We start from the raw sequence: 16,880 nt of genomic DNA on the forward strand, positions 1-16,880 counted from the left end.
GTCAACACCACTGTGAGTTCAGCAGCGTCCGGCCGTTTCGGCAGCTTGTTCCGTTGGCTGGGCATCACCCTGGTGGCGCTGCTGGTGCTGCAGCTCCTCGCGGTGCTGAGCGTGAACGGCTGGGGTGAGGAGAGCTTCCGTCAGCTCCTCTCCACCACGGTGGTCACCCAGTCGCCCATGGCCTTCGTGGGCATGTTGCTGATGTTGATCGGCCAGCGCCTGGATGAGCCCGTTCCCGGCCGCACGCCCCTGCGCTGGTTCGTGGCGGTGGTGAGCGGCCTGTTGGCCCTGGCTGTGCTGATCACCATCCCGGTGAGCATCAGCGGTGATCGCGCCGTGAGTGATCAGGCCAACCAGTCTCTGCTGGCTCAGCGCGGTCAGCTCGAGATGGCGAAGGCTCAGCTCGAGAACCCCCAAGTGCTCGATCAGGTGATCGCCCAGGGCGAGCAGGCCGGCCAGATCCCCGCCACCGCCAGCGATGCCGAGAAGAAGAAGGCGGCTCAAGCCTTCATGACTCGCCAGCTCGATCAGGCTGAGGAGCAGCTCAAGCAAGCCGAAAACCGCCGCGACCTGGCGGCCAACCAGCGCCGCATCGGCGGCACGGGCACAGCTGTGGTGCTGCTGGTGGCCTTCACCCTGCTGGCTGTGGTGGCCGTTTTGTGAGGGCGGCTGGCTAAGTTGCCAATTGGACTTTTTTCACCGGACGCCCCGGCCTGTCATTGGTGCAATCCAGTCCCAGACCTGAGCAGCCCCTGGGCGATCGCCTCCAGCAGGACCTCAAGAACGACCTGATCGCCGGCCTGTTGGTGGTGATCCCGTTGGCCACCACCATCTGGCTGGCCACCACGGTGACGCGCTTCGTGCTGGCGTTTCTCACCTCGATCCCCAAGCAGCTCAATCCCTTCAACACCCTCGATCCGATCCTCCAGGAGTTGATCAACCTGGGCTTGGGCCTGTTGGTGCCCCTCCTCGGGATCCTGTTGATCGGCCTGATGGCACGCAACATCGTGGGCCGCTGGTTGCTCGAATTCGGCGAGGGCACGCTCCAGCGCATTCCCGTGGCGGGCAGCGTGTACAAAACCCTCAAGCAGCTGCTGGAAACCTTCCTGCGGGATAACTCCAGCCGTTTCCGCCGGGTGGTGTTGGTGGAATACCCCCGCGAGGGCCTTTACTCCCTCGGGTTTGTTACGGGCGTGCTCGGCGCCACTCTCTCCGCCGGCTTTGATCAGCCGATGCTGAGCGTGTTCATCCCCACGGCCCCGAATCCCACCACCGGCTGGTATGCCGTGGTGCCCGAAGCCTCGGTGAAAGACCTCGACCTTTCGGTGGAGGATGCCTTCCGCACGATCATCTCGGCCGGCATCGTTAACCCCGACGAGCGCGAAACCCCCGCCAGCCGCAGCTTCTCCAGCCTGCTGGCTCAGCTGCGGGCCCCGGCCTATTCCCCCATTCCTTCCAACAAGGCCTGATGCAGAGCCGCACTGTTGCCCGTGAACTGGCCCTGTTGATGCTCGGCCAGATCAGTGATCGTCAGCCGGCGGCTGATCTACCCCTTGATGCGCTGTTGCAGCAGGCGCAGGCCTCGCTAAGCCAGCACGTGCGCGAAGCCCTTGATCAGGCCGCCACCGATCTCCAAGCCGCCCAGCAGCAGCTGCTCGATAGCGAACTGCAGGATCAAGGGGGCGCTGATCAACTTCCTCGGATCCGCCAGCACCTGCAGGAGGGCCTAGCCCACGCTGAGCAGGGCCTCAATCGCCTGTCCGCCAGTCTCGAGCTGCCCCGATTGCTGATGCTCTCGGATCAAGACGAGATCCGCCGTGGCGCCGTGGAGCGTGCACGGGCCGTGCTGCGCGGCCGCGAGGATCTCGATCAGCGCCTCGATGCTGTGATGGAGGGCTGGCGCCTCACCCGTCTGCCGCGCATCGATCGCGACATCCTGCGCTTGGCCGCCGTTGACATTGAGCAGTTCAAGACGCCCGCCGCTGTGGCCTGCAACGAAGCGGTGGAATTGGCCAACCGCTACAGCGACGAACAAGGTCGCCGGATGATCAACGGCGTGCTTCGCCGTTTCACCAGCGCTCCCGCTAAGGGCTGATTCAGGAGGCGCCCATGGTTTACGACTGGTTCAATCGCGGCACAGCCCCCCAAAACCCCGAGGAGCCCCAGCCGGAACAAGCCTCGCAGGCGCCTGCGGCTGAAGAGCAACCTGCCGCGGCCGCTCCTGCCGTGGGCGCTGTTGATCAGGACGCCCTCGATTGGGCCCGCCAGGCCTACGCGCGCCTGAAGGCCCAACAGGAAGCTGACAAAGAGGCCGCCGCGCCCCCGCCCCCTGCTCCGGCTCGTGCAGAGCCCCTGCAAAGCATCGAACCGGTTCAGCAGGCGCAGCAAGACCCCGTTGCTGAGCCGGCCGTTGAGCCATCTGCATCGCCTGAGCCCGAGCTCCCTTCAGCAGGTTTATCGCTGCTTGAGCAGGCTGCAGCCCAGCGGGCGCAGCGCCAGCAGGAGCTGCTTGAGCGTGCGATCGACACGCCGGCTCCGGCTCCCACCGCTGCGCCTGCAACGCCCGCCGCGCCCGCTGATGAAGCCGCTCCGCAGCTCGGCGCGTTTGACGACGACTTCACCTGGTCGGCAGAAGTGCTCGCGGCCCAGGGCCGCAACCTCAGCGACATCTCCTTGGAGGAGATCGACTGGCTGGGCCGCCTGCGCCGCGGCATGGAGAAGACCCGCCGGGGCTTCGTCACCCAGCTGCTCGACAACCTCGGCGACGATCCCCTCACCCCCGAGGTGCTGGACGATCTGGAGAGCCTTTTGCTCCGCGCCGACGTGGGGGTGAAGGCCACAGATCAAGTGCTCGATGCCCTGCGCAAGCGCCTGAATGAAGAGGTGGTGGAGCCGGCCGAGGGCATCCGCTTCCTCAAAGAGCAGCTCAAGGGGTTGCTTGATGCGCCGATCCAGGCCAGTGGCGCACAGCTGCTGGCGCCGGAGCGCGGCCGCCTCAACGTGTGGCTGATGGTGGGTGTGAACGGCGTGGGCAAAACCACCACCCTCGGCAAGCTCGCCAATCTCGCCGTGCGCAGTGGCTACAGCTGCCTGATCGCCGCGGCTGACACCTTCCGCGCCGCGGCGGTGCAACAGGTGGCGGTGTGGGGTGAGCGCAGTGGCGTCACCGTGGTGTCGAACCCCTCCGCCAATGCCGATCCCGCGGCGGTGGTGTTTGACGCCATCGGCGCGGCCCAGGCCAAGGGCACTGATCTGGTGCTGGTGGACACGGCCGGTCGCCTGCAGACCAAGCACAACCTGATGGAGGAGCTCTCCAAGGTGCGCCGCATCGTCGACAAGTTGGCGCCTGACGCACAGGTGCAGTCGCTGTTGGTGCTGGATGCCAGCCAGGGGCAGAACGGCCTCAAGCAGGCCATGGCCTTTGCCCAGGCGGCCGGTCTCACCGGTGTGGTGATCACCAAGCTCGATGGCAGCTCCCGCGGCGGCGTGGCCCTGGCGGTGGCCTCAGAAGCGGGCCTGCCGATCCGGTTCATCGGCGCTGGCGAGGGCATTCGCGACCTGCGGCCCTTCAACAGCTTCGAATTCGTGGAAGCGCTGCTGGCCAAATAAACGCGGCTATCTTGCGGGCACTTCGCGGCCGCTCGGTGAGCAGCAAGCCGCCCCCACGGCGGTCTGACCCTCCGCTTCAGATCCACGCCGACCGCGCCACCACCCCGCGGCCGCCATCGGCGCTGGCTTCGGTGCGCCAGCTGCTCGACAGCCTCAACCGCGAGCAGCGCCGTAATCACGAGCTGCTCGCTTCCCTGGGCTTTGCCCTGCGCAGCTTTACCAACCTCAGCCGCTTCCTTGAGCTCGTGCCCTTGGTAGCAGCGCGCCTGGTGGAGGGTGACGGTGCTCTGCTGGTGGTGTTTCACCCCGATGGCCGCCTCTGGCGCGAGCAGCTGCATGGCAGTGCGCCTGAGGTACTGCGGCAGCTGGCAGCCCTCCCCGACGACGAGCTGCTGCAGGCTTCCGGTGATGCGGCCGTCGCGGCGCTGCTGGATCGCCTGGTGCGCCGCCAGCTCACCGATCGCCCCTTGTTTGCCACCTCCGTGGTGGCCCGCAGCCGCTGCCGTGGCCGGCTTTATGTGTATGGCCCTCGCACGGGCCTGAGTTGGAGCGAAAGCCACCGCGGACACGCCCAACTGGTGGCGGATCTCACCGGTGTGGCGATTGAAAACGAGCAGCTGTTGCAGGAGGCGCGGCGCCATGAGCGTGTCGACCGGCAGCTCTCCACCGGCGCGGAGCTCCAGGCCCAGCTGCTGCCGGACCACTGCCCAGTGATCGAAGGGGTGGAACTGGCGGCCCGCTGCCGGCCCGCCTTCCAGGTGGGCGGCGACTACTACGACTTCATTCCCACCCGCCCGCAACTGCTGGGTCGCCGCCGCGAGCAGGGCCGCTGGGCGCTGGTGGTGGGTGATGTGATGGGGAAGGGGGTGCCCGCCAGCCTGTTGATGACGCTGCTGCGGGGCATGCTGCGGGCGGAGGTGCTCAGCGGTCTGCCACCGGATCGAATCCTGCACGACCTCAATCAGCTAGCCCAGGAAGACCTGGCCCAGTCACACCGCTTCGTCACCCTCTTCTATTCCGATTACGACCCCCGCACCCGCCTGCTTCGCTACGCCAACGCTGCCCACAACCCGCCGTTGATCTGGCGCCGCATGCGCAACGCCGTGGATCGCCTCGATGCGCCGGGATTGTTGATCGGCCTGCAACCTGAAGCCAACTATGGCTGCGAGCAGATCGTGCTCGACCCAGGCGATGTGCTGCTCTGCTACACCGACGGCGTCACCGAAGCCAGTGGCCTCAACGGCGAGCGTTACGACGAGGAGCGGCTGATCACCGCCTTTCAAGCGGCCTGCCGCTCCGGGGTTGGCGCCCAGGGGATCCTCGATCAGCTCTTCACCCGTTTGGATCGCTTCGTGGGTGCTGATCGCCAGCTGGACGACGATGCCTCGATGGTGGTGCTCAAGGTGCGCGAGGAGGTGATGCTGCCCTCGCTGAGCCGCCTGCCAAGCTGAGATTCAGTGTGATCGAGCCGGGCCCCGATGGCGGTTGAGTCGTCTTCCTCCACCTGGAGTCAGCGTTTTGAGGAGGGGCTGCATCCGGCGATCGAGCGCTTCAACGCGTCGATCGGCTTCGACATCACCCTGCTGCAACACGACCTCGACGGCTCCATCGCCCACGCCCGCATGCTTGCCAGCACCGGCGTGATCACGGCCGAGGAAGCCGAGCAACTGGTGGTGGGCTTGGAGCAAGTGCGTAGCGAAGCCGCTGCCGGCCAGTTCAACCCCGGCCTCGACGATGAAGACGTGCACTTCGCGGTGGAGCGCCGCCTGATCGCGATCCTCGGCCCCCTGGGCAAAAAGCTGCACACCGGCCGCTCACGCAACGATCAGGTGGGCACCGATCTGCGCCTGTGGCTGCGCGGCCAGATCGATGCGATCGACAGCGCCTTGGTGCGCTTCGAGCGGGCGTTGCTGGATCAGGCTGAGGCCCACGCCGAGGTGATGATCCCGGGCTACACCCACCTGCAGCGGGCCCAGCCCATCTGCCTGGCCCACCACCTGCTGGCCTATGTGGAGATGGCCGAGCGTGACCGGGCCAGGCTGCGCGATCTGCGCAAACGCGTGAACATCTGCCCGCTGGGGGCTGCGGCCCTGGCCGGCACGCCGGTGCCGATCGATCGCCGCCACACCGCTGCGGCCCTGGGCTTCGACGACGTGTACGCCAACAGCCTCGATGCGGTGAGCGACCGCGACTTCGCCGTGGAGTTCAGCGCCGCCGCCAGCCTGGTGATGGTGCACCTCAGCCGGTTGAGCGAGGAGGTGATCCTCTGGGCCAGCGAGGAGTTCAGCTTCGTGAAGCTCACCGATCGCTGCGCCACCGGCAGCAGCCTGATGCCCCAGAAGAAAAACCCGGATGTGCCCGAGCTGGTGCGCGGCAAGTGCGGCCGCGTGTTCGGCCATCTGCAGGGGCTTCTGGTGATGATCAAGGGCCTGCCCCTCGCCTACAACAAAGACTTCCAGGAAGACAAGGAAGCCCTCTTCGACGCCGTGGCCACCACCCTGGCCTGCCTGGAGGCGATGGCGATCTTGTTTGAGGAGGGCCTGCAGTTCCGCCCGGAGCGGCTGGAGGCTGCTGTGGGCTCGGATTTCTCCAATGCCACTGATGTGGCCGACTATCTGGTGGCCAAAGGGGTGCCGTTCCGCGAGGCCTACCAGCTGGTGGGCGGACTGGTGAAGGGTTGTTTGCAGGAGGGAATCCTGCTGCGGGATCTGCCGCTGGAGCGCTGGCAGCAGCTGCACCCTGGCTTTGAGGCCGACATCTACGAGGCCATTCACCCTCGCCAGGTGGTGGCAGCGCGCCGCAGCGAAGGCGGCACGGCGTTTGATCAGGTGCGGCTTCAGCTGGGGCGAGCCAGGGCGCGGCTTGAAGGGGTGGCCTAACGCCGGGCCGGTACCTGCCGAATCGTCTCGGCCGCCTTAGGCTTTTTGAGCTGAATTTCTGCCTGATCGGCCCCCTCGGCCTGTGAGCATTTTTGTTGGCAACCTCCCCTTCCGCGCGGAACAGGAGGACGTGGCCGAGCTGTTTACCCCTTTCGGTGAAATCACCAACTGTTTCCTGCCCCTGGAGCGGGATACAGGCCGAAAGCGGGGCTTTGCGTTTGTGGAACTGGCCGACGAGGACAGCGAATCACGCGCCATCGACGCCCTCCAGGGCGCAGAGCTGATGGGTCGCCCCCTGCGCATCAACAAAGCCGAACCCCGCAGTAGCGGCGGCGGCGGCGGCGGCAGTGGTGGCGGCTACGGAGGTGGTGACCGTGGCCCCCGGCGCGGCGGTGATGGCGCTGGCGGCGGAGGCAGCTATGGCGGCGGCGATCGCGCTGCTTACGGAGCTGGCGAGCGTTCGTCCGGTGCACGCGGTTGGGAAGACCGCAGCTACGGCGGCGGCGGCGATCGCGCTGGTGATTCCTTTGGAGCGGGCCGCACCCGCCGGCGGCGCAGCAGCGGTGGTGGCGACTGAAGCCTGACGGGGCCGCTCGATTGCTGGGGTTGAGGCTCGTTTAGAGCCCCCGCTCCTCCAGCTGGGCAGCCGCGCGCTCGAACACCTCGGGGCCTGCATCGCGGGCTCCAGCGGCCAGGCCGAGATCGCGGCGCCAATGGCGCGCCCCGCTCACGCCTTCCACCACCTGCACCAGATGCCGGGCAATGGCCCAGAGGCGGCCGCCGCCGTTGCACCAGCCCTCGGCATAGGGGATCAAACCCCGCACCACCGTTGAGGCACTGGCCATCGGTTGGCTGCTGTCGCTGAACAGGTCGCGGTCCACCGTGGCCCAGCGCAGGGGGTGATCGTAGGCGGCCCGGCCCACCATCACGCCATCCACCTGTTGCAGCTGCTCAGAGCAGCTGGCCAGATCGAGCAGGCCGCCATTCAGTTCGATCGTGAGAGCGGGCCGCTCTCGTTTGAGCTGATGCACCAGCTCGTAGCGCAGGGGCGGGATCGTGCGGTTTTGTTTGGGATCGAGGCCCTCCAGCCAGGCCTTGCGGGCGTGCACGCTGAACCGCTGCGCCCCAGCTGCAGCCACCGCATCCACGAAGGCCAGCAGCTCCGCGTAGGAATCCCGCTCATCGATGCCGATGCGGTGCTTCACCGTGACCGGCAGCGGTGAGGCCGCGGCCATGGCACTGATGCAGCGGGCCACGTGATCCGGTTCAGCCATCAAGCAGGCCCCGAAGCGCCCCTTCTGCACCTTCTCGCTGGGGCAACCCACGTTGAGGTTGATCTCGTCGTAGCCGCGATCGGCGGCGATCCGGGCGGCCTCCGCCAAGAGTTGCGGATCGTCGCCGCCCACCTGCAGGGCGATCGGATGCTCGATCGGGTCGAAATCGATCAGGCGCTCGCGCCGCTCGCTGTAGTGCAGCGCCTGGGCCACCACCATCTCGGTGTAAAGCAGGCTGCGCCGAGTGATCTGCCGCATCAGCACCCGGAAGTGCCGATCGGTGTAGTCCATCATCGGGGCCACACTGAAGCGGTAGGCCCCGTTCAGCAGCGAATCGGGCATCGCTCCATGCTCGCCTTTCACGCCGATGCCCTCCTCTTCTGAGCACTGGTCGCTGGTGGTGGCTGGTGGTGGACCGGCCGGCTTCATGGCGGCGATTGCCGCGGCGGAGGCCGGGCTGCAGCGGGTGTTGGTGCTTGAAAGCACCCCGGAGCCCCTGGGCAAGGTGCTGATCAGCGGGGGCGGCCGTTGCAATGTGACCCACGCCTGCTGGGATCCCAGGGAGCTGGTGGGGTCCTATCCCCGCGGTGGCAAGGCCCTGCGCGGCCCCTTCAGCCGCTTTGCTGCCGGCGATGCGGTGGCTTGGTTCGACGAGCACGGCCTGGAGCTGGTGGAGGAGGCGGATGGCCGCATGTTTCCGCGGGCTAATCGCTCCACGGCGGTGATTCAGTGCCTGCGCCGTGCGGCGGCCGCGGCCGGTGTGGAGCTGCGCACCCACTGCGCGCTCCAGGCAGCACGGCAGCGGCCCCAGGGGGGCTTTGCGCTGGATGTGCGACGCGGTTCCCAGGCTGGAGCTGAGGCCGCAGCGGTGTCGCTCACCGCCGATCGTCTGCTCCTGGCCACCGGCAGCCATCCCAGCGGGCGGCGCCTGGCCCAGAGCCTTGGCCATGGCCTGGTGGCGCCGGTGCCCTCCCTGTTCACGCTGGCCTTCAAGCCCAATCCGCTGGTGGCGTTAGCCGGGGTGGTGATGGATCCGGTCGACCTCGAGCTGGAGATCGACCTGGATCAGATCGCCGCTCCAGCGCCGCCGGGTATGGCCCATCGCTTTCGCCAGTCGGGTCCGCTGTTGATCACCCACTGGGGCTTAAGCGGGCCTGCCGCTCTGCGGCTCACGGCCTTTGCGGCGCGAGCGCTGCACCATGGCGGCTACCGGGGCACTTTGCGGGTCGACTGGAGCGGTGGCCGTAGCCAGCCCCAGCTGGAGCAGCTGTTTGCCGAGTGCCGCCGCGATCAGGCCCGGCGCCAGCTCAGCAACGCCCGCCCTTGGCCGGCGCTGAGCCGCCGCCTCTGGCAGCACCTTCTCGATCAGCAGGGGGTGGAGCCGGAGCGTCGTTGGGCTGATCTGGGCAAACGCCAGCAGCAGGGCTTGATCGAAAGCCTGCGGCGCAGCAGCTACCCGGTGGCCGGCCGCGGCCCTTTTGGTGAAGAGTTCGTCACCGCCGGCGGCGTGCCCCTGGGGGAGGTGAACCTGGCCACCATGGAAAGCCGACTCACCACTGGGCTCTACCTGGCCGGTGAGCTGTTGGATGTGGATGGCATCACCGGCGGCTTCAACTTCCAGCACTGCTGGAGCTCTGGCTGGCTCGCGGGGCAGGCGATCGCGGCTGTGGGTTCCTGATGCGGCCGTGGCTATTTGATCTGATCAAAGATCGAGAACATCGGCAGATACATCGCCAGCAGGATTGAGCCCACGATGCCGCCCACGATCACGATCATGGCGGGTTCGAGCATCGAGGTGAGTGCCTTCACGGCGGCTTCCACTTCGTCTTCGTAGAAGTCGGCCACCTTGGAGAGCATCGTGTCCATCTGGCCGGTTTCCTCGCCGATGGCGAGCATGCTCAGGGCCAGTTCGGGGAAGACCTGTTTGCGTCCGAGGGCCACGCTCAGGGGAATGCCCTCTTGCACGTCTTGGCGGGAGGCCACGATCGCGTCGGCGATCACGGCGTTGCCTGCCGTTTCTTGCACGATCTCGAGCGAGAGCAGGATCGGCACCCCAGCTCGTGTGAGGGAGCTGAAGGTGCGGCAAAACTTGGCTGTGGCTGTTTTCTGGATCAGGTCGCCGAACAGGGGCAGTTGCAGCAGCAGGCCATCCACCCGGCGGCGGCCATCGGCGGTGGCGTAGTAGCGGCTGAACAGCCAGCCCCCCACCACGAGGACCAACACCAGCAGCAGCGAGAAGGAGGAGCGCAGCAGCTTGCTCAGATCCACCATCAGCTGGGTGAACACGGGCAGCTCGGCGCCCAGGTCTTCAAAGATCCCCGCGAAGGTGGGGATCAGGAAGATCGTCATCCCCAGGAACACCAGCACCGCGATCACCAGCACTGCCACCGGGTAGCCCATCGCCCCCTTGATTTGGTTTTGGAGCTTGGCGTTGCCCTCCAGCAACTTGGCCAGGCGCCGCAGGCTCTCATCGAGCACACCGCCGGCCTCTCCCGCTTCCACCATGGCGATGGTGAGCTTGTCGAACACCTTCGGCCAGCGCCGCAGCGCCGCCCCGAGGCTGCCGCCCTGGTTCACATCGGTGCTCACCGCCGTGAGCGCCCGCTTGAACAGGGGCATGCGCTGTTGCCGCGCCATCAGATCGAGGCTGCGCACGATCGGCACCCCGGCATCCACCAGCGCCGCCAGCTTGTTGGCGAACAGCGCTTTCTCGCGGATGCCAGGCCGGGCCTCCAGCAGGCCGGAGAGATCCAGGCCAAACACGGTGGTGGCCGGCACGGCGGCGCCGCGGCCTGTTCCCTCCACTAGCTCCAGGGCGCTGGGCACGATGCCGCGGCGGCGTAGGTCGCGGCGGGCGCTGGCGACATCGGCGGCCTGCAGGCGCAGTTGGCGGGTTTGGCCGGCGCGGGTGGTGTAGGTAGCGCTGAAGTTGGGCATGGGGGCGGCTCCGCTCAGCCGCTCTGGCCGTCGAGCAGGCGGCCCAGTTCCTCCGGTTTGCTGGCCTTGGCCATCGCCTCCTCGCGGCTCACAGCCCCTTGCACCACCAGGTTGGCCAGGGCCCGTTCCAGGGTCTGCATGCCCTGCTGGCCGCCGGTTTGGATCTGGGAATAGAGCTGCGCCGTTTTGCCCTCGCGGATCAGGTTGGCGATGGCTGGCGTGTTGATCAGGATCTCCTGGGCCATCACGCGCCCGAACTGGCCCGGCATGGGGTTCAGCCGTTTGCACAGGGTCTGCGAGAACACCCCCACCAGCGAACTGCTCAGCTGCACGCGGATCTGGGTCTGCTGCTCAGCCGGGAACACATCCACCATGCGATCCACCGTCTGGGCGGCGGAGCTGGTGTGCAATGTGCCAAACACCAGGTGACCTGTTTCCGCTGCGGTGATCGCCAGCTGGATCGTTTCCAGGTCGCGCATCTCCCCCACCAGGATCACGTCGGGGTCCTCGCGCAGGGCCGCCCGCAGGGCCGCGGCGAAGCTGCGGGTGTCTTCCCCCAGCTGGCGCTGGTGGATCACGCTTTGCTCATTGCGGTAGGTGAATTCGATCGGGTCCTCGATCGTGAGGATGTGCTCGGCGCGGCTGCGGTTGATGTGATCCAGCAGGGCCGCCAGGGTGGTGGTTTTGCCGGAGCCGGTGGGCCCGGTCACCAGGATCAGCCCCCGCGGCCGCCGGCTCGTTTCTTCCACCACCGGCGGCAGATTCAGGCTGGAGAGGCTGGGGATCGAGCTGCCCAGGGCCCGCAGGCAGGCGGCGTAGCTGCCCCGCTGCCGGTACACATTCACGCGGAAGCGCGACACCCCCCGCAAGCCGTAAGCACAGTCGAGTTCCCAGGTTTGCTCCAGCTGCTTGCGCTGGGCGTTGTTGATCATCGAGAAGATCAGGCGGTTGCACTGGTCTTCGCTGAGCTTCTCCTCGCGCATGGGTCGCAGCGCTCCGCTGAAGCGTCCGTAGGGGGGCTGTCCCGCTGCCAGGTGCAGATCGCTACCGCCGCTCTCCACCAGCTCCTCCATCAGCTGCTCGATCTGGAGCTCCATGGCCGGGCGGGATGCGTTCTGCCGTCAGTGTGGGTGGGGCGGATCGAGGCGGCAACGGCGCTGCCGTGGTGCTGGGCCCCGCTTAGGTGATCGCCCGTGGCGTGAGGCAGTAGGGGCACTCCAGCCATTCATCGCGCATGCCGGCGCCGCAGCCGCCGCAGGTGATCGTGTGCAGCGCCTTGGCCCGGCGCTCTGATTCCAGGCTGGAATCGGTGAGGATCATGCGCTCGATCTCCTCGAGGGTGGTGTGGCCCTGGCGCACCAGATCGAGGCCGTAGCCCAGCAGCGTTTTCATGCCGGCCTCGATCGCCAGCTTGCGGATCCGATCGGTGCTCGCTTGCTGGGCGATGGCACTGGCCAGGGTTTCGTTGATGCGCAGCACCTCGTACACCCCCACGCGGCCGCGGTAGCCCAGGCCCTGGCAGGTGGGGCACACCGCCGTGCTGTCGCCCTGGTGACGGCTGGCCTTGAAGAAGGTGATGGCTTGCTCGTTGCTGGCAAACAAGCCGAAGCGGCCCAGCTCCTGCTCGCTGGGGTGATACGCCTGCCGGCAATCGGGGCAGACCCGCCGCACCAGCCGCTGCGACACGATCCCCATCAGTGAGGCGCTCACCATGAACGGCTCCACCCCCATCTCCGCTAAGCGGGCGATGGCACTGGGCGCGTCGTTGCAATGCAGGGTGGTAAGCACCAGGTGGCCGGTGAGGGCCGCTTCGATGGCGGTTTTGGCGGTTTCCTGGTCGCGGGTTTCACCCACCAGCAGCACGTCCGGGTCTTGGCGCATGAAGGCCCGCAGGGCCAGGGCAAAGTCGTAGCCCTTCTCCCGGTTCACCTGGGTCTGGGCGATGCCCCTGAGGGTGTATTCGATCGGGTCTTCAACGGTGGAGATGTTCACCCCCGGGTCGTTGCGCTCCGCCAGCAGTGAGTAGAGGGTGGTGCTCTTGCCCGAGCCGGTGGGCCCCGTCACCAGCAGCATCCCGAAGGGTTTGCCGCCCATCTCGCGCACGCTGGCCAGGGCTACCGGATCGGTGATCAGCTTGTTGAGTCCCAGGTGGGTCGTGCCGCTGTCGAGCAGGCGCATGCACACCTTTTCGCCGTAGCGGGTGGGCAAGGTGCTGACCCGCAGATCAAACAACTTGCCTCGGTAGCGGCGGCGGATGCGGCCGTCCTGGGGCAGGCGCCGCTCGGCGATGTCCAGGTCCGCCATGATCTTGAGGCGGGAGGTCACCGCAGGGGTGAGGTTCTTTGGCAGCTTGTCGAGCTGCTCAAGCACGCCGTCCTGGCGCAGGCGAATCAGCAGCCCATCGTCTTGGGGTTCGATGTGGATGTCGCTGGCGTTGCGCTGCAGGGCCTGCACCAGGATCCGGTCCACCAGGCTCACCACCGGTGAAGCATTGGAGGCCGAGAGGCTGGCCTCTACATCCATCTCGTCGACGCCGTTGCTGGGCGCTTCCTCGAGGGTCTCCTCCAGCTGCAGGTCGTGCACCAGGGAGGCGCCAGGTGCTGGCCGCGGCGGTGCTGGGCTGATCGGGGTGGCGCTGGCGGTTGCTGGTTGGTGCTTCTCCGCTGCGGTGGCCGTGTCGTTGAGAGCAGCCTGAAGCGCGGCGGTCAGCTCATCGGGCAGGGCCAGGCGCAGGCTGATGGGCAGAGCGGCGGCCGCGGCGATCTGCTGCAGGCTGTCGCGCTGCTCCGGTCCCCAATGGCTGGGGATAGCCAGCACCAGGGTGCCGTTTCGCCGCTCCACCGGCAGGCAGCCCAGCTCTTGGCAGCGTTGCTTTGAGAAGGTCTGTTCCCAGCCCCAGCGCTCCGTGCCGGCGGCCCGTAGGGCCTGGCTGTTGAGCACCGCTTCCCCCAAGAGCAGCTCAACCTCCAGCCGCTGCTGATCAGCGCTGGCCGCGGCGGGCACGGGCCGAGTGGGCGTGCGGGTCATGGAGGTGCGGGCTTCCGCCGCTTGTGGGGGGGTGCCCCTTCACACCAACATGTCTAGATCAGATTTCCGGTTCGGTCAGCATGAGCGGCGAAGCGACCCCCCTCTCCCAGGAATCCGCCGAGACCCTCAACACAGCGGTTGAGGTTGAGCAGTCCGCCACTGCGGATGCTGTGCCTGAGGTTGAGGCCCCTGCCACCGAAGCGGCAGCCAGCGCCGATCCGGAGCAGCGGGTGCGCGAGCTTGAGGCGGAGCTGGAGGCTCTCAAGGCCGAGCACGAAACGGTGCGTAGCCAATACATGCGCATCGCCGCTGATTTCGACAACTTCCGCAAGCGCCAAAGCCGCGACCAAGACGATCTGCGCGTGCAGATTGCCTGCACCACCCTGAGCGAGATCCTGCCGGTGGTGGACAACTTCGAGCGGGCGCGCCAGCAGCTTGAACCCCAGGCGGAGGAAGCGCAGACCATCCACCGCAGTTATCAGGGGCTCTACAAACAGCTGGTGGATGTGTTCAAGCAGCTGGGCGTGTCGCCGATGCGGGTGGAGGGCGAGCCCTTTGATCCCAACCTGCACGAAGCGGTGCTGCGCGAGCCCAGCGATGAGCACCATGAAGATGTCGTGATCGCCGAGCTCCAGCGCGGTTATCACCTCAACGGCCGGGTGCTGCGCCACGCCTTGGTGAAAGTGTCGATGGGCCCTGGCCCCAGCGGCGGTGAAACGGCCGCTCCGGCCGAGAGTGCACAGGCCGAGAACGAGGCCTGATCGATGGCCGACTACTACGACTTGCTGGGGGTCGCCCGCGACTCAGATGCCGACACCCTCAAGCGGGCCTATCGGCGTTTGGCGCGCCAGTACCACCCCGATATCAACAAAGAGCCCGGCGCGGAGGACAAGTTCAAGGAGATCGGACGCGCCTATGAGGTGCTGAGCGATCCCCAGACCCGCGCCCGCTACGACCAGTTCGGCGAAGCCGGCCTGGGTGGTGGTGGCGGCATGCCCGATATGGGCGATATGGGCGGATTTGCCGACCTGTTTGAAACCTTCTTCAGCGGCTTCGGTGGTGGCGTGGGCGGCCCGGGTGGTGGCGGTGCCCGCCGCCGCGGTCCGCGCCAAGGCGACGACCTGCGCTTCGACCTCACCGTGAGCTTCAGCGAAGCGGTGTTTGGCAAGGAGAAGGAGATCCAGATTCGCCATCTGGAAACCTGCAGCACCTGCAGCGGCTCCGGGGCGAAGAGCGGCAGTGGCCCCACCACCTGCGGCACCTGCGGTGGTGCCGGCCAGGTGCGCCGCGCCACCCGCACCCCCTTCGGCAGTTTCACCCAGGTGGCTCCCTGCCCCACCTGCGAGGGCAGCGGCCAGGTGATTGCCGATCCTTGCAATGCCTGCGGCGGTCAGGGCGTGCAGCAGGTGCGCAAGAAGCTGCGCATCAATATTCCCGCCGGTGTCGACAGCGGCACGCGCTTGCGGGTGGCCAATGAAGGCAATGCCGGCCAGCGCGGCGGCCCCGCTGGTGATCTGTATGTGTTTCTCACGGTGCAATCGCATCCGCAGCTGCGGCGCGATGGCATCAACATCCACTCCGAGGTGGTGGTGAATTACCTCCAGGCGATCCTCGGCGACACGATTGAAGTGGAAACCGTGGATGGCGCCGAGCAGCTGGAGATCCCCGCTGGCACCCAGCCCGGGGCTGTGCTCACCCTCACCGGCAAGGGCGTGCCCAAGCTGGGGAATCCGGTGGCCCGCGGCAACCACATGATTGCGATCAAGGTGCAGCTGCCCACCAAGCTCAACCGCGAGGAGCGCGAGCTGCTGGAGCAATTGGCCGGCCACCACACCGCCAAGGGCCATAAGCATCCGCATAAGAGCGGCCTGTTCGGCGGCCTGTTCGGGTGAACCACCCGTGAGCACCGCCGCCCCTGATTCCTCTGCTCAGCTCAACCTGCGCGGCACCCCCTGCCCGCTCAACTTCATCCGCAGCAAGCTGGCGCTGGAGAAGCTCGCGCTCGGTGCCTGGCTTCAGGTGGATCTCGATGCCGGCGAGCCCGAGCAGATGGTGGCCTCGGGTTTGCGCGAAGCAGGCCAGTATGTGGAGGTGGAAGCCCTCGAGCCCGGAGCGGTGCGGTTGCTGATTCAACGCCTTGGCTGAACGGGCGCGGGTGATGGCCCTGGAGGCCAACTTCTGCCGTGTGGAGCTCGAGCAACCTGGCCCCGGCGGCATCGAGCATTTGCTCTGCGTGCGCCGCACCCGTCTCGGCAAAACCGGCCAGCAGATCTGCGTCGGCGATCGCGTGCAGATCGATGGCATCGACTGGCCGGAAGGCCGCGGCGCCGTTGCGGCTCTGGAACCCCGCAACAGCTTGCTGGAGCGCCCCGCCGTCGCCAACTGCAGCCGGGTGGTGGTGGCGGTGGCGCTGGAGCAACCTCAGCTCGACCCTCTGCAACTCACCCGTTTTCTGATCACCGCTGAGCGCACTGGCGTGGCGGTGGAATTGGTGCTCACCAAGGCAGATCTGCTGCGTGCCGCGGAGCGGGCGGCTTGGTGCGAGCGTTTGCAGGGCTGGGGCTACGGGCCGTTGCTGGTGTCAGCCCAGCAGGGCGCGGGGATTGCGGAGTTGCGGCAGCGTTTGGCCCAGCCCGGCATCGCTGTGCTCTGCGGCCCCTCTGGCGTGGGGAAAAGCAGCTTGATCAATGCCCTGGTGCCGGAGCTTGCCTTGCGGGTGAGTGCCGTATCAGGCCGTCTCCAGCGCGGCCGCCACACCACCCGCCACGTGGAGCTGTTTCCCCTGGTCCCCGGGGCCCTGCTGGCCGATACGCCGGGGTTCAACCGCCCCGATTTGCCTCTGGAACCAGGGGATCTCGGGCCGCTGTTTCCCGAGATCCGTCAGCGGCTGGTCGCTGGCGTCTGCCGGTTCAAGAATTGCCTGCACCAGGGCGATCCCGGCTGCGCCGTGGGCAGCGACTGGGATCGTTTTCCCATCTACACCACCTGCCTTGAGGCAGTGCAGGCACAGGCGGCGCGCGAGCAGGGCCGCAGCATTGGTTCCGCCGGGCTTAAGCAGCGGGGCAGCCGCCGAGAGCCGCTGTTGGATCAGCGCTTGCGTCAGGTGTCGCGCCGGCGCCAGCGCCAGAGCGATGTTGACGACGACTGAGCTCCG

16 protein-coding genes are annotated in these 16,880 nt (G+C 67.1%); 12 read left to right on the top strand and 4 right to left on the bottom strand.

From position 1 onward, the window contains the following. The first annotated feature begins 12 nt into the window (after nucleotides 1–12). From KJJ24_RS11660 to KJJ24_RS11690, 7 genes are all read left to right on the top strand, one after another. Nucleotides 13–663 carry an HpsJ family protein gene (locus KJJ24_RS11660; protein WP_250544721.1) on the top strand — a complete coding sequence of 217 codons (651 nt, stop codon included), beginning with the start codon at nucleotides 13–15 and terminating at the stop codon, nucleotides 661–663. 56 nt (nucleotides 664–719) lie between these two features. After that, nucleotides 720–1,469, top strand: a complete 750-nt coding sequence (locus KJJ24_RS11665; RefSeq protein WP_214338900.1) for a DUF502 domain-containing protein — start codon at nucleotides 720–722, stop codon at nucleotides 1,467–1,469. Continuing rightward, complete coding sequence (gene nusB / locus KJJ24_RS11670) at nucleotides 1,469–2,095, top strand: transcription antitermination factor NusB (RefSeq protein WP_214338902.1); 627 nt, start codon at nucleotides 1,469–1,471, stop codon at nucleotides 2,093–2,095. Before KJJ24_RS11665 ends, nusB begins: the two co-directional genes overlap by 1 nt. Before the next feature lie 14 nt (nucleotides 2,096–2,109). Continuing rightward, on the top strand, nucleotides 2,110–3,609 hold the full coding sequence (gene ftsY, locus KJJ24_RS11675) for a signal recognition particle-docking protein FtsY (RefSeq protein WP_214338903.1): 1,500 nt from the start codon (nucleotides 2,110–2,112) through the stop codon (nucleotides 3,607–3,609). Nucleotides 3,610–3,644: 35 nt separating this feature from the next. Continuing rightward, nucleotides 3,645–5,060: a PP2C family protein-serine/threonine phosphatase gene (locus KJJ24_RS11680; protein ID WP_371811728.1), complete on the top strand. Its 1,416-nt coding sequence runs from the start codon at nucleotides 3,645–3,647 to the stop codon at nucleotides 5,058–5,060. A gap of 27 nt (nucleotides 5,061–5,087) precedes the next feature. Continuing rightward, a complete protein-coding gene (gene argH, locus KJJ24_RS11685; protein ID WP_214338905.1) occupies nucleotides 5,088–6,488 on the top strand; it encodes an argininosuccinate lyase in 1,401 nt (466 codons plus the stop codon). 82 nt (nucleotides 6,489–6,570) lie between these two features. Beyond that, a complete protein-coding gene (locus tag KJJ24_RS11690; RefSeq protein ID WP_214338907.1) occupies nucleotides 6,571–7,065 on the top strand; it encodes an RNA-binding protein in 495 nt (164 codons plus the stop codon). A 40-nt stretch (nucleotides 7,066–7,105) separates the two neighbouring features. Here KJJ24_RS11690 and dusA read toward each other — a convergent pair whose 3' ends face one another. After that, entirely contained in the window at nucleotides 7,106–8,104 is a 999-nt protein-coding gene (dusA, locus tag KJJ24_RS11695; protein ID WP_214338909.1) for a tRNA dihydrouridine(20/20a) synthase DusA, read from the bottom strand. 25 nt (nucleotides 8,105–8,129) lie between these two features. Here dusA and KJJ24_RS11700 point away from each other — a divergent pair, with 25 nt between their 5' ends. After that, nucleotides 8,130–9,440 carry an NAD(P)/FAD-dependent oxidoreductase gene (locus tag KJJ24_RS11700; protein ID WP_214338910.1) on the top strand — a complete coding sequence of 437 codons (1,311 nt, stop codon included), beginning with the start codon at nucleotides 8,130–8,132 and terminating at the stop codon, nucleotides 9,438–9,440. An 11-nt stretch (nucleotides 9,441–9,451) separates the two neighbouring features. Here KJJ24_RS11700 and KJJ24_RS11705 read toward each other — a convergent pair whose 3' ends face one another. The 3 genes from KJJ24_RS11705 to KJJ24_RS11715 form a co-directional block, all read right to left on the bottom strand. Further along, nucleotides 9,452–10,699: a type II secretion system F family protein gene (locus tag KJJ24_RS11705; RefSeq protein WP_214338912.1), complete on the bottom strand. Its 1,248-nt coding sequence runs from the start codon at nucleotides 10,697–10,699 to the stop codon at nucleotides 9,452–9,454. 14 nt (nucleotides 10,700–10,713) lie between these two features. After that, complete coding sequence (locus KJJ24_RS11710) at nucleotides 10,714–11,796, bottom strand: type IV pilus twitching motility protein PilT (RefSeq protein WP_214338914.1); 1,083 nt, start codon at nucleotides 11,794–11,796, stop codon at nucleotides 10,714–10,716. 82 nt (nucleotides 11,797–11,878) lie between these two features. Next, nucleotides 11,879–13,726, bottom strand: a complete 1,848-nt coding sequence (locus KJJ24_RS11715) for a GspE/PulE family protein (protein ID WP_214338916.1) — start codon at nucleotides 13,724–13,726, stop codon at nucleotides 11,879–11,881. An 80-nt stretch (nucleotides 13,727–13,806) separates the two neighbouring features. On the opposite strand from KJJ24_RS11715, the gene grpE reads away from it, so the two are divergent. The 4 genes from grpE to rsgA are packed head-to-tail and all read left to right on the top strand — an operon-like array spanning nucleotide 13,807 to nucleotide 16,874. Beyond that, a complete protein-coding gene (grpE, locus tag KJJ24_RS11720; RefSeq protein ID WP_214338918.1) occupies nucleotides 13,807–14,487 on the top strand; it encodes a nucleotide exchange factor GrpE in 681 nt (226 codons plus the stop codon). A 3-nt stretch (nucleotides 14,488–14,490) separates the two neighbouring features. Further along, on the top strand, nucleotides 14,491–15,618 hold the full coding sequence (gene dnaJ / locus KJJ24_RS11725; protein WP_214338920.1) for a molecular chaperone DnaJ: 1,128 nt from the start codon (nucleotides 14,491–14,493) through the stop codon (nucleotides 15,616–15,618). 7 nt (nucleotides 15,619–15,625) lie between these two features. Then, nucleotides 15,626–15,871: a sulfurtransferase TusA family protein gene (locus KJJ24_RS11730; RefSeq protein WP_214338922.1), complete on the top strand. Its 246-nt coding sequence runs from the start codon at nucleotides 15,626–15,628 to the stop codon at nucleotides 15,869–15,871. Continuing rightward, the gene (rsgA, locus tag KJJ24_RS11735) at nucleotides 15,864–16,874 is read left to right on the top strand and encodes a ribosome small subunit-dependent GTPase A (RefSeq protein WP_250544737.1); all 1,011 of its coding nucleotides are present in this window, start codon (nucleotides 15,864–15,866) and stop codon (nucleotides 16,872–16,874) included. The genes KJJ24_RS11730 and rsgA overlap by 8 nt, the downstream gene beginning before the upstream one ends. Nucleotides 16,875–16,880 lie beyond the last annotated feature (6 nt).

The sequence above is a fragment of the Synechococcus sp. LA31 genome, from assembly GCF_018502385.1.
GTDB lineage: Bacteria > Cyanobacteriota > Cyanobacteriia > PCC-6307 > Cyanobiaceae > Vulcanococcus.

Excerpts from the sequence above, each read along its gene's own strand:
- argH (WP_214338905.1), top strand. The coding sequence starts at position 5,088 with ATGGCGGTTGAGTCGTCTTCCTCCACCTGGAGTCAGCGTTTTGAGGAG.
- KJJ24_RS11715 (WP_214338916.1), bottom strand. The coding sequence starts at position 13,726 with ATGACCCGCACGCCCACTCGGCCCGTGCCCGCCGCGGCCAGCGCTGAT.
- grpE (WP_214338918.1), top strand. The coding sequence starts at position 13,807 with ATGAGCGGCGAAGCGACCCCCCTCTCCCAGGAATCCGCCGAGACCCTC.
- dnaJ (WP_214338920.1), top strand. The coding sequence starts at position 14,491 with ATGGCCGACTACTACGACTTGCTGGGGGTCGCCCGCGACTCAGATGCC.
- nusB (WP_214338902.1), top strand. The coding sequence starts at position 1,469 with ATGCAGAGCCGCACTGTTGCCCGTGAACTGGCCCTGTTGATGCTCGGC.
- ftsY (WP_214338903.1), top strand. The coding sequence starts at position 2,110 with ATGGTTTACGACTGGTTCAATCGCGGCACAGCCCCCCAAAACCCCGAG.
- KJJ24_RS11710 (WP_214338914.1), bottom strand. The coding sequence starts at position 11,796 with ATGGAGCTCCAGATCGAGCAGCTGATGGAGGAGCTGGTGGAGAGCGGC.
- KJJ24_RS11705 (WP_214338912.1), bottom strand. The coding sequence starts at position 10,699 with ATGCCCAACTTCAGCGCTACCTACACCACCCGCGCCGGCCAAACCCGC.
- KJJ24_RS11700 (WP_214338910.1), top strand. The coding sequence starts at position 8,130 with ATGCCCTCCTCTTCTGAGCACTGGTCGCTGGTGGTGGCTGGTGGTGGA.
- dusA (WP_214338909.1), bottom strand. The coding sequence starts at position 8,104 with ATGCCCGATTCGCTGCTGAACGGGGCCTACCGCTTCAGTGTGGCCCCG.